Raw genomic sequence first — 10,001 nt, forward strand, 5'->3', positions numbered from 1 at the left:
CCCCCTGGTCAGGCCGCTTGTGGTGGAGTTGCCGAAAGTTCGCCAGCCGCGAGTAGCGCCGTGTCGTACTCGGCCCGCCATCGGATCCGTTCGGCTATCGCGTGCATGAGCAGGTGCGTCCGTGGCGGGACGTTCGGGTCGCCGGGCTGGACCTTGTGCCACACGAGCCGGCGAGGTTGTTCGGCCGGTTTCTCGATGCCTATGCCGGCGAGGGTCTGGAGCACGAAGGCACGCCGGTCGGCCTTGTGGTCGGCGAGGGTCTTCCCGGACCACTTCCGCGACACCAGCACCCGCCGCCCTGGCAGGCCGAGCGTGGTGCGCCGGTGAGCACGGCCCTTGCAGTGCCCCGGTGTGGTCTTGGCGCCGGCGCCGAGCGGTTGGATGCCGTAGAGCAGCCAGACCGCGCAGCGCGGCGAGCACGGGGTGACGGTCAGCTGGTCGTGCAGCCGGTCGTGGTGGCGCCGCTGCCGCTCCGAGTCGGCCTCGACGACCTCCCCGAGGGACTTCGTGAGGTACTTGGTCAGGTAGCCGACGTGCCGGCCGGCTTCCTCGGAGCCGCCGAGGATGCCTTTGGAGTGCACCTGCCGCCCGAACGCCACGACGTGCGCCGGCTCGTCGACGGCCTCCAGCGCCTCAGCCCACGGCGTGAGCGGTTGCCGGGTGTCGGGGTCGACGAACCGCTTCCCGTCCCACACGGGCAGCCGGCCATGGTCGTAGACCAGCTCGTCGTGCGCCGGCCACCACACCTGGTGGTAGGTGGCCGCGGTGACCTCCCGCAGCACCTCATGCGGCACCGACCCACGAATAGCCGCGTGCAGGTGCGGCGCCACCCGCTTCTGCGGCTCCACCGTGGCGAAGTACTGCACATCCCAGCCCACGCAGCGCCGGAGGTTCTGCCACCACCGGTCGACCAGGGAGGCGAAGTGCACCGCGTCCCGAGCCGCACGTCGATAGTCATAGCTCGACGGGTCGACCGGTGTTCCGTCGTCCCGTACCCGCCCGTAGCTGTCACAGGTGAGGGTGACGAACATGGACGGCCGGAACCGCCCCGCGAACTCCCGGCCGACGGTGCGCCGCTCGACCCGCCGCCGTGGCAGATCGGGTGCGTCCTGCCGCCGTTTCGTCGACCGCTTCCGCGCGGCTTTCGTCGGCAGCTCGATCGAGGGGAGCCGGCCGCGCATGCCGAGTTGCCGAAGTTCCTCGTCGACCGAGCGGATTTCGTCGCGCAGTTCGTCCGCGTCGCCGCCCTCGGCCTGTCGGTAGGCGGTCACCAGGTCGGCCCGCAGTGCCATCAAGGCGGTGTGGTCCGCGCTGGGCGGGTCCGGGGTGAAGTCGGGTTCGTCGACCAGGTGCCAGCCCTCGCGGCACTGCACGAGCCGCAACGCGCGGGCCTTCCGGGCGCACGGCCCGCACTGGGATTCCACGGTGGACCCACACGGGACGGCGACGTGCCGCAGTTCGCCGGTGTCGAGGTCACCGACTTCCATGGTGAACGGCCGCACGCACACCCCGTGTTGTTCCGCGGTTGCGGTAACCACGTCAATCGCGAGTGGCTGCCGCATCCGCTCGGCCCTGCTCTGGCCGGTCATGCCGCCACCGCCCCACCATTGGTGGCCCAGCCACGCAGAACACCCAAGGCGACGCTGTGTCGGCCGCCCGGTGCCAGGTCGGCCCCGAACATGGTCTCGACGTAGGCCACACCGCCGTAGACGGTGACCGCGAGGCCGTCGTCGAGCTGGCCAGACACGGACAGGTGCACGCGGTCGCCGGGTGGTGGCCGCCAGGCGGACGCGGTGATCTCGGTCAGGGTGTCCGCCCACCCGAGCAGTGCGCCCGCCAGCTCGGGGAGTTCCAGGCTGTGCAGGTGCACGGTGGCGTGTTCGCCCTCGATCGAGTTCACCGCGACCGCCACTGACGCGATCCCTGCCGCGACCGGGCGGGTGGCCAGGTGCTCACGAACTGACCCGAGTATCCGTACGAACACGTCGGGGCTGTTCATGCCGCACCCCCACTCGGCTGGTCGGCACGGTCCGGGAAGGCGACCACCTCGGCCGGCACCGGGTGCACAGGCCGGCCGGTGAGGTAGCCGACAAGGTGGGCGAGGTGAGTGTCGGTGACGTGGAACACCCGCGCCCGCACCGGTTCCCGCCGCCCGTCCTCTTTCACCCAGGCAACGCCCGGGGTGTGTTCGGAGATCTCATGCGCGGCGGCACCCCGCTTCCGCACGCCGTCTCCGAGCACCATGTCCACCTGCGCCGGCTCATCCAGGCGCATCGCGATCCGGGTGGAGAACAGGTGCCGAAAGGCGATGATCTCCTTGCGCGGGTCCTGCAACAGCCCCAGCACACACACGCCCGGCGCCCGCCCCTGCGACGTGATCGCCTGCACCGCCCGCGTCGCCCGATCCCGCAGAGTCCGGTCGGTTTGGTAGGCGATCAGGTCGGCCAGCTCGTCGACCACGAGCAACAGGAACGGGTCACCGGACTCGGGTGTCCACATGCGACGTCGACCCCGGTAGGACTCCGCGCGGCGCTTCACTTCCTGCGCCAGCCACTCCAGCAGCGTCACCGCACGGGAGGCGTTGTCGTACACGACTTGTTCGAACACTTCGGGTGCCTGCCCGAGTTCCATCCCGCCCTTGGGGTCGATCCCGAACAGTGTCACCCGGCCGGCCTTGATCGCGGGGGCGAGGGCGCATGCGACGGCCCACAGCAGCGAGCCCTTACCGGCACCCGAGACGCCGCAGGTGAGCACGTGCGTGCCGAGCAACGGCAGCCGCAGCGGTTTGCCGGTCTCGGTGCGGCCGATCACGACCCGCCGCAGGTCCACACCGGTGGTGTCCTCGGGGAGAGCCGGCGCCGGGATGGAGCACTCCAGCGGGTCGGAGTGGATGAAGTCCAGCTCCAGCCGACGCGGCTTGACCACCCGCACCCGACACGACTCCGCGTTGAACGAGTGCGCCAGCCCGGACGCGTGCAACTCCCATTGCTCGGGTGCCTGCCCCTTCACCATCCGCACCCGCACAAGGTCGCGCCAGCCCTCAGCGCGCACCCGCCCGAGCGTCGGCCGGTACTCCCGACCACGCTTGTCCTTCGTGAGGTCCGAGAGCCGCATCACCGTGCGCCAGTCCCACGCATAGACCACGAGCCGCCGGAACTCCGTCCGGACACGACGCAGCGCGACCCGGTCGAACGAGGTCCGCCAACGCCACCACCACACCGCGAGCAGGCCGAGCAGGACCGTCAGGAGCGCGCAGAACCACCACGGGCCGAGCCCGGAGTAGGACCACCAGCCGGCCACCAGCAGGCACAGCGACAGCGGGTACCGGTACACCACCCGCCCGAGTTGGTAGACGATCCAGCCGAGCAACACGACGGCCGCGACCGGAGAGAGGACGAGCTTGACCCAGCCGGGCAGCAGCGTCCACCACGGCAACCGCGGACGGGACACCTCCAACAGCGCCGGGTCAACCCACCGGGAATCCCTCTGCCGCGCCATCACCGCTCACCGCCCCGGCCCGAGCCGAACTCAAGCGCAAGTACACCCGCACACCGGGCGCAGCAGGTCTCACGGGCAAGGAGCCGAGCGAAGCGCCGGCACCGGGCGCAGCGCGTTCGGGTGACCCCCACTGGCGCTGCCGATTGGTTTGGTTCTAGCCTGTTCACTGTTCATTCCCCTTGGGATGGACAGCGCAGGAGCGGACAAGGTTGCGAGCCCGGGTTCCGCTTCTGCGCCTACGGATTCGTTGCAGCACAACAAGGACATGCGCCATCGCCACACGACCCGCATGCGTTCGACTTGTCTACTTAGGACTTTTCACGCTTGTTGGTCAGGAGCGGCCACCGCCCTCGTCGGCGACCAACTGCCGGTACGGGATCCCATCGCCAAACTTCGCGGTGACCTTGGAAATCAGCATGATCCGGCCCGGCCGCATCGGGTCGATCCCGTTGACCGCGTTCCGCATCACGCCCTCGGTGATGGTGTCCTCACCCAGCGCGCTGCACTCCTCGGCGAGCCGCGCCATCGACCAGTTGTGCTCAACCAACCACGCCCGGATCACCTCACGGCTCAAGTTCGGCACGACGCACCCGCCGCCAGCTCGTCGAGATCGACGATCGTGCAGTCCCTCAGCTCACGGGCCAGGCTCACCGCCCGCACCCACCGCACCGCCGGATTGTCCAGCGACACCGTCACCGCACCGACGAACACCGGAACCGGGCCACCGGTGTGGAGAGCGCCGTGGACCCCGTCGACCGCGAACCGGCCTGCCCGGACAGCGACCGCGCCATTGCGCAGCGCGGGACACACCCGCACCGAGAACCGCAGGCACGGCACGCATACGGGCGGTTCGGTCACTCCCATGCCATCCGGCCAACCGGGCCAGTCGCCGCGGTGATCCCGCAGCAGCCACAGGACACCGTCGTCGGTGCGGTCTGCCGGACCCGCGCACACCTGACACAACAACCGCCGCATCGCCCGACGCTGCCGCATCGGATGCACCCGACCGAACTCCGGCCGTCCCTGCCCCGGACAGTGCGACGTCCGATACCACAGGACGCCGTTACTGTCCCGGTCGGACACGGTCTCATCCGCGTAGGCGATGCCGCGTCCCGGCACCTCCACTAGCTCGTGTGGCGGGTCGACCTCGGCACTCCATGCCGTGACGTACGGCGCGACCACACGACCATCCGGCCGCGCAGCGGATCCCTGGAGAAGCGCGCTAGACATCGGCCGCTCCTGTGTCGCCCGGCAGCGTGTGCCGAGGTGCCTGAGTCGAGTAGATCGGCTCGTCCGCCGGGTCGACAGCGTCAGCGAGCTTGGTCGCCTCACGCGCCAGCTCCCGACAGAACTTCGCCAACAGCTGCTCCCCACCCGGAAACGGCGGGAGCTGGATGGCCATGTTCACCGGGTCCAGGTAGATCACCAGCGCCGGCAGGTGCTCGGTGAGCCGCATGTAGCCAGCCGCCGCGTCCTTACCGGGTGAGCACGTGATGTTGAATCCCACTGGTCAGCCCTCCGCGTCCGTCTGCCCGCTGGCCCGCTCCAGCTCAGAGCGGCCCGCAGCGATGGCGTCGGTGAGTTGGCCGAGCGCGGAACGATCCACGATCAGCACGACCGGGAACGCCTTGCCGAACCGGATCTCCACCCGATCGGCGAACGGCAGCGCCCGCGCCCGGATCGGCAGGTCGGCCGTCACGTACACATGAACCATGTCCCGCAACTCGGCCACCCCCGCGCTCACGCCGCCGGCTTCTCGGCCGCGGGCTTGCCACGACCAGCACCGGCCGGCGCACGCAGCCCCGACGCGCGGAAGCTGTGCGCGATCCGCCCCTTCTGGTTCGCGTACGGCGTGATGGTGAGCCCGTCGAACTCGACCGGCGCGAACGGGAAGCCGGCGAGCTTGGCCGGCGGCACCGGCTGGTGATCCGCCGCGACCTTCACCTTGAACTCGGCCCCGTACTTCGCAGCCTCCTCGTTGGCGTCGATCGCGCGGACGACCCACACGAGTTGTCCGGTCTCCTTGTCCCGCTCCTGCACCTTCGGCACGCTCGGGTCCGCCGAGAAAGCCATCGAGGGCTCGACGCCCAGCACGAACGCACCGAACGGGAACACCTCCCCGAACTCGACCGGAAACCGGGTCGGAATGAGTGGCATGTGTCCTCCTGGGTCAGGCCCGGCGTGTCCCGGGCACAACCCCAATGTCGTCAACCAAAGAGGACGCGCACACCGCACAGCAGGACTTCTCAGGACGTCTCTGCTACCTTCAGGACGTCCCTACTCGTCACAACACCTGGGAAAACGGGCGCGAATGACCAATGAACGGCTCCGCGACGCCATGCTACGCAACGGGCTGGACCTGGAGCACCTGGCCAGGGCGACCAAGGTCGACCCCAAGACCGTCGAGCGTTGGATCACCAAGGGACGCACCCCGTACCGGCGGCACCGGCATACGATCGCGGGACTCGTCCGCGAGTCCGAGAACTACCTCTGGCCCACCGCGATCGCCGCCGAGCGCAAGACCGAGATCGCCGAGTCCGAGGTGGTCAAGGTCTACCCGCACCGCCACTCCGTGCCGATGGACCTGTGGGACCACCTCGTCGACGGCGCCGAGCAGCACATCGAGATCCTGATGTACTCCGGGATGTTCCTCACCGACAACCCGGCCCTGATCAAGAAGCTCCGCACCAAGGCCAAGGCAGGCGCCAAGATCCGCATCCTGATCGGCGACCCAGCCAGCCGAGCGGTAGCCCGCCGCAGCGACGAGGAAGGCATCGGCAAGGGCACACTCGCGGCCAAGGTCCGCAACGCCCTGGCGTTCTTCAAGCCGCTGGACGGCGTGCCCAACGTGGCCATCCGCAGCCACGGCACCACGCTCTACAACTCGATCTACCGCTTCGACGACGACATGCTGATCAACACCCACGTCTACGGCTTCATGGCCGCCCACGCCCCACTGCTCCACCTGCGCCGACTCTCCGGCGGCGACCTGTTCGAGACCTACTCCGAGAGCTTCGACAGCGTGTGGAGCGACGCCAAGCCGGTCAAGTGGTAGGCAGGGAGCTATGGCCCGAATCGATCACTACCGCAACCCCGACGCTCCCGCGGCCAACAGCATCGTCGTGGCCGTCACCGCCGTCGTCCAGGACGAGTCCGGCCGCCTCCTGCTCATCCGCCGCACCGACAACGACCTGTACGCCATCCCCGGCGGTGCGCTAGAGCTGGGCGAGACCCTCACCCAGACCGTCCAACGCGAGGTCAAGGAAGAGACCGGCATCGCGGTCGAGGTCACCGGCCTGATCGGCATCTACAGCGACCCAGACCACGTCATCGAGTTCACCGACGGCGAGGTCCGCCAAGAGTTCTCCATCTGCTTCCGCGCCGAGCCAACCGGCGGCGAGCTGCGAACGAGCAACGAGTCCAAGGAAGTCCTCTGGCGCGACCCCGCCGACCTGGACGCGCTCAACATCCACCCAAGCATCCGCCTACGCATCCGCCACGGCCTGGAGCAACGCGCCGAGCCGTACTACTCGTAAGCGATCCCCGCAGCCCGCAACCGCGCCGCCGTCCGCTCGACCGCACCCCGCAGTTCGGGCTCAGCCTGCCGGATGAAGAACGTCACCACATCCTGCGGCCCGTACCGCTCCTGAATCTCCTTGATCCGCTCATCGAACGCCACCGGCAACCCATCCGGCGAGGTGGTCATGTCCGCCCACCACAGGGCATCTCGTAGTGGTGTCTCCTCGTCCACCCACTCGGCCAACTCAGCCGACAGCCCACGCAACTCAGACTCACGGTAAGCGCAGGAGTGGTGCGCCACGAGTGCACACAGTCGCGCGTCCGCCCCCAACTCCCGGAGGTGCCGCGCCCCGTCCAGCGGATGAAAACGGGTGTGCGCGATGCCCGGCGAGTACCCAACGTCATGGAGCAACGCCGCAGCCTCCAACAGCTCACGATCGGCCGAGGCGAATAGCGTCGCGACTTGCTGTGTCCGACCGGCGACGCCCTGAACGTGCACCCACCTGCGCGGCAACGGCCCACGAAGAAGGTCATCTGCCTGCCTGTGCGCCATCGCTAATAGATCACTCACACCGGTGACCGTATACGACGGCCCTAAGGTTTCGCCTCATGGCCTTCAGCGTCACGAGCAAGGGCACCCACACGACGAGGCGATTGCAGAATCTCACCGGTACTCTTGTGGAGATATTGCACTTTTATATATCGAATTTCAGAGCTTCGAATGATCACATACTCCCACTTTCCTCCTATTGTTGCTACTTTAGTTGGATGGCTTCCATTCTTGTCCGGCGGTTTCCTACGCGCCAGATAAGCGCCATCGAGACATATCTCGCGGTCATCCACTCCGGATCCAGCCGTGCTTCCGCGCAGGTTTCCGTAAAAAGAGGAGCCGTCAAGCAACTCTACATGCACCCACGGAATCGAATCATCTGGTTTGTCTTCGCGGAACGCCTGATACCACAGCGAGTTCGCTGATAGCTTACCTGTTCCTTTACGACGGAAAAGAAGCACTCGATCAGCTAACCAAGCAATTATGAACGCCAGCAATACCATCGCGATGACGTTTATGACTACCATGTAGAAATTTCGGTTGAAGTATTCCGCGCCTCTGGTCACCCATGTGCGAAGATCCACCACTGGATCACCAAAAATTGCGCGCGCAATCAGGGAAACCAAAATGGCGACTGAGGTCAGCGACAAACTGGCGAGCGCAATTCCGGATACTTCCCGGAACACAGATGCAGTGGGAGCTACGCGACGACGTTCACGTCGCTGCTCAAAGAATATACCTGGCGCGACTAGTGCCAGGAACGCCAACAGTGCCGCAACGGTCTGCGGAATCATTTCTATTCGTCATCGTCCGTACTGCCGGGCTGTTTAGTGCTCCCGGGGTCCTGCAGGTCAATAACATCAGACCTATCAATACTCTTTTCCAGGTTGTTATCCGCACTCTTGTCATCATGGGTTGCCATTTAAAGATACCTCCTCGGGATACGCCTTCTCGGGGGGCTGCACTCGTACGCAGATCGCAATGCATCCTTCCTTCAACGGGGTCGCTGACAAGACTCGGTCTGTTACTGCAGAACTTGGCTCTGTGGGATCAAGGCGCGCCGCCGCCGGCGGCGCGCTCGGCCCGTCGCGTTGGCAACGTGGCCCACATCCATCGCGGCACGGCCGGCTACCGCTCCGCTCACGCCGGCCGGCCAGCGCGGCGCAGCCCACGAGCCCGCCATGGGAGCGCCACCACCGGCGGCGCGACGCTCTGAGTCAATGTGTGCTCCATCGAACCGAGCAACTCGTCGACCTCACGCCTTACCTCCACGGCTATCAGCGGGACGTCGGCGTGCTCAGATGGATCTTTGGCCGCGGTATAGAGACCGCTGAGAGTCGCGAGAACGCCCTCGACTCTCCGCGAGACCTCTTCAGGTCCCAGCAACCCGATGACCGCACGCAACCGGAGACTATCGTGGAAGCGTTCAACCGGCACCTCCTTCAGGACTCCAACCTCGTAGTCCTCCATCACGGCGGTCGCGGCTCCGAAAATGAGCGCGTAGAACTCGGAGTAAGCCTCCTGCCTGCGAGCTCGCAGCCTCTCCTCTTGTTCGATTGTGAGTTTGGTCAGCTCACGCCGATTCGTCATCCGTGCCCCGATGACCACGCCCAAGATCGCAAAGACTGGCGATATCGACGCCAACAACCACGGTCCTGCTCCAGACATGGACAGGACGGTATCGAGCCCGGGGTACGCAAACGACCCCTCATCTCCCGATGATCGTCTAACACCGGCCCGCCGGCATCAAGGGCGCCTATCGGCGTCGCTGACGCGATCTCGCTTCGCTCCACCCTTGACACCGACGATCCGGTGCTACGGATCGGCAAGGGCGAGGGGAACGGCGACGAGCAGGCGCCGACCAACCACTTCGATCATGTCAACGGCGGTCAGAGAGGTGAGATCATGACACGGAGGCACCCGATCAGCCCGAACCAACTCAGGTTCTGGACCCGGCTTGAGCTGCACGGACGGCCTGAAGCATGGGCCATTGGCGGGCCATTAAGGGCGGTCAACCACGGTCATCAGCGGGTACCGCGGCCACCCTTCCGACGCAGGTCAGGGGTATCGGCCAGCCGTGGGCGCCGCTCTTCCAAGCTGGTCATGCGGGTTCGATTCCCGTCACCCGCTCCAGTCTTCCCCCGCAGGTCACCGGTTGCAGTCCCTCCCAAGTAGACATCATATCTTGTCCTCTTCGGGCTCCGCGCCCCTCGCGTGCCAGATTCGTGCCAGATCACTTATCGGGATCGCGGCGGCGCAGGGCGTAGGCGGACACGAGCTGGTCTCGCGGGGCCACGGCCCAATGCCGCTAACTTAGGTGCTGTGGGGTTATGATCTTGGTTGTGGCGAGAGTGGGACAGCAGGTCAAGGTGGGTACGCAGGTTCGGTTGCCGGATCTGGTCGGGGTCGGGGTGCTGACTGCGGCGTTCCCGCC

Annotated in this window: 13 protein-coding genes; 2 read left to right on the forward strand and 11 right to left on the reverse strand. The window is 66.7% G+C overall.

From position 1 onward, the window contains the following. Positions 1 to 8: 8 nt before the first annotated feature. The 8 genes from GEV28_RS25235 to GEV28_RS25270 all read right to left on the reverse strand — a co-directional run bounded on the left by GEV28_RS25235 (position 9) and on the right by GEV28_RS25270 (position 5,655). Complete coding sequence (locus GEV28_RS25235) at positions 9 to 1,589, reverse strand: replication initiator (RefSeq protein ID WP_291414699.1); 1,581 nt, start codon at positions 1,587 to 1,589, stop codon at positions 9 to 11. Next, the gene (locus tag GEV28_RS25240) at positions 1,586 to 1,999 is read right to left on the reverse strand and encodes a hypothetical protein (protein ID WP_291414700.1); all 414 of its coding nucleotides are present in this window, start codon (positions 1,997 to 1,999) and stop codon (positions 1,586 to 1,588) included. The genes GEV28_RS25235 and GEV28_RS25240 overlap by 4 nt, the downstream gene beginning before the upstream one ends. Further along, positions 1,996 to 3,450 (reverse strand): FtsK/SpoIIIE domain-containing protein, encoded by a 1,455-nt coding sequence (locus GEV28_RS25245; protein ID WP_367115177.1) that lies wholly within the window; start codon positions 3,448 to 3,450, stop codon positions 1,996 to 1,998. The genes GEV28_RS25240 and GEV28_RS25245 overlap by 4 nt, the downstream gene beginning before the upstream one ends. Before the next feature lie 379 nt (positions 3,451 to 3,829). Further along, positions 3,830 to 4,024 carry a hypothetical protein gene (locus tag GEV28_RS25250; protein WP_291414702.1) on the reverse strand — a complete coding sequence of 65 codons (195 nt, stop codon included), beginning with the start codon at positions 4,022 to 4,024 and terminating at the stop codon, positions 3,830 to 3,832. 44 nt (positions 4,025 to 4,068) lie between these two features. Then, positions 4,069 to 4,473 (reverse strand): hypothetical protein, encoded by a 405-nt coding sequence (locus GEV28_RS25255; protein WP_291414703.1) that lies wholly within the window; start codon positions 4,471 to 4,473, stop codon positions 4,069 to 4,071. Between the two features lie 247 nt (positions 4,474 to 4,720). Then, positions 4,721 to 5,005, reverse strand: a complete 285-nt coding sequence (locus GEV28_RS25260) for a hypothetical protein (protein WP_291414704.1) — start codon at positions 5,003 to 5,005, stop codon at positions 4,721 to 4,723. 3 nt (positions 5,006 to 5,008) lie between these two features. Further along, positions 5,009 to 5,242, reverse strand: a complete 234-nt coding sequence (locus tag GEV28_RS25265) for a hypothetical protein (protein ID WP_291414705.1) — start codon at positions 5,240 to 5,242, stop codon at positions 5,009 to 5,011. Continuing rightward, the gene (locus GEV28_RS25270) at positions 5,239 to 5,655 is read right to left on the reverse strand and encodes a plasmid replication, integration and excision activator (RefSeq protein WP_291414706.1); all 417 of its coding nucleotides are present in this window, start codon (positions 5,653 to 5,655) and stop codon (positions 5,239 to 5,241) included. The genes GEV28_RS25265 and GEV28_RS25270 overlap by 4 nt, the downstream gene beginning before the upstream one ends. Before the next feature lie 154 nt (positions 5,656 to 5,809). Between GEV28_RS25270 and GEV28_RS25275 the strand changes: the two genes are divergently transcribed. Together GEV28_RS25275 and GEV28_RS25280 are read left to right on the forward strand one after the other, a co-directional pair. Then, the gene (locus GEV28_RS25275) at positions 5,810 to 6,553 is read left to right on the forward strand and encodes a DUF5919 domain-containing protein (RefSeq protein WP_291414707.1); all 744 of its coding nucleotides are present in this window, start codon (positions 5,810 to 5,812) and stop codon (positions 6,551 to 6,553) included. 10 nt (positions 6,554 to 6,563) lie between these two features. Then, the gene (locus GEV28_RS25280; protein ID WP_291414708.1) at positions 6,564 to 7,034 is read left to right on the forward strand and encodes an NUDIX hydrolase; all 471 of its coding nucleotides are present in this window, start codon (positions 6,564 to 6,566) and stop codon (positions 7,032 to 7,034) included. Here GEV28_RS25280 and GEV28_RS25285 read toward each other — a convergent pair. The 3 genes from GEV28_RS25285 to GEV28_RS25295 all read right to left on the reverse strand — a co-directional run bounded on the left by GEV28_RS25285 (position 7,025) and on the right by GEV28_RS25295 (position 9,235). After that, positions 7,025 to 7,588, reverse strand: coding sequence for an HD domain-containing protein (locus tag GEV28_RS25285; protein WP_291414709.1), 564 nt, complete (start codon positions 7,586 to 7,588; stop codon positions 7,025 to 7,027). The genes GEV28_RS25280 and GEV28_RS25285 overlap by 10 nt on opposite strands. A gap of 23 nt (positions 7,589 to 7,611) precedes the next feature. Then, positions 7,612 to 8,361 (reverse strand): DUF6338 family protein, encoded by a 750-nt coding sequence (locus GEV28_RS25290; protein WP_291414710.1) that lies wholly within the window; start codon positions 8,359 to 8,361, stop codon positions 7,612 to 7,614. A gap of 346 nt (positions 8,362 to 8,707) precedes the next feature. Then, the gene (locus GEV28_RS25295; RefSeq protein WP_291414711.1) at positions 8,708 to 9,235 is read right to left on the reverse strand and encodes a hypothetical protein; all 528 of its coding nucleotides are present in this window, start codon (positions 9,233 to 9,235) and stop codon (positions 8,708 to 8,710) included. Positions 9,236 to 10,001 lie beyond the last annotated feature (766 nt).

The organism is Actinophytocola sp., from assembly GCF_009379765.1.
Taxonomy (GTDB): Bacteria; Actinomycetota; Actinomycetes; order Mycobacteriales; family Pseudonocardiaceae; genus Actinophytocola.

Excerpts from the sequence above, each read along its gene's own strand:
- GEV28_RS25270 (WP_291414706.1), bottom strand. The coding sequence starts at position 5,655 with ATGCCACTCATTCCGACCCGGTTTCCGGTCGAGTTCGGGGAGGTGTTC.
- GEV28_RS25295 (WP_291414711.1), bottom strand. The coding sequence starts at position 9,235 with ATGTCTGGAGCAGGACCGTGGTTGTTGGCGTCGATATCGCCAGTCTTT.
- GEV28_RS25275 (WP_291414707.1), top strand. The coding sequence starts at position 5,810 with ATGACCAATGAACGGCTCCGCGACGCCATGCTACGCAACGGGCTGGAC.
- GEV28_RS25240 (WP_291414700.1), bottom strand. The coding sequence starts at position 1,999 with ATGAACAGCCCCGACGTGTTCGTACGGATACTCGGGTCAGTTCGTGAG.
- GEV28_RS25280 (WP_291414708.1), top strand. The coding sequence starts at position 6,564 with ATGGCCCGAATCGATCACTACCGCAACCCCGACGCTCCCGCGGCCAAC.
- GEV28_RS25235 (WP_291414699.1), bottom strand. The coding sequence starts at position 1,589 with ATGACCGGCCAGAGCAGGGCCGAGCGGATGCGGCAGCCACTCGCGATT.
- GEV28_RS25250 (WP_291414702.1), bottom strand. The coding sequence starts at position 4,024 with ATGGCGCGGCTCGCCGAGGAGTGCAGCGCGCTGGGTGAGGACACCATC.
- GEV28_RS25255 (WP_291414703.1), bottom strand. The coding sequence starts at position 4,473 with ATGCGGCGGTTGTTGTGTCAGGTGTGCGCGGGTCCGGCAGACCGCACC.
- GEV28_RS25290 (WP_291414710.1), bottom strand. The coding sequence starts at position 8,361 with ATGATTCCGCAGACCGTTGCGGCACTGTTGGCGTTCCTGGCACTAGTC.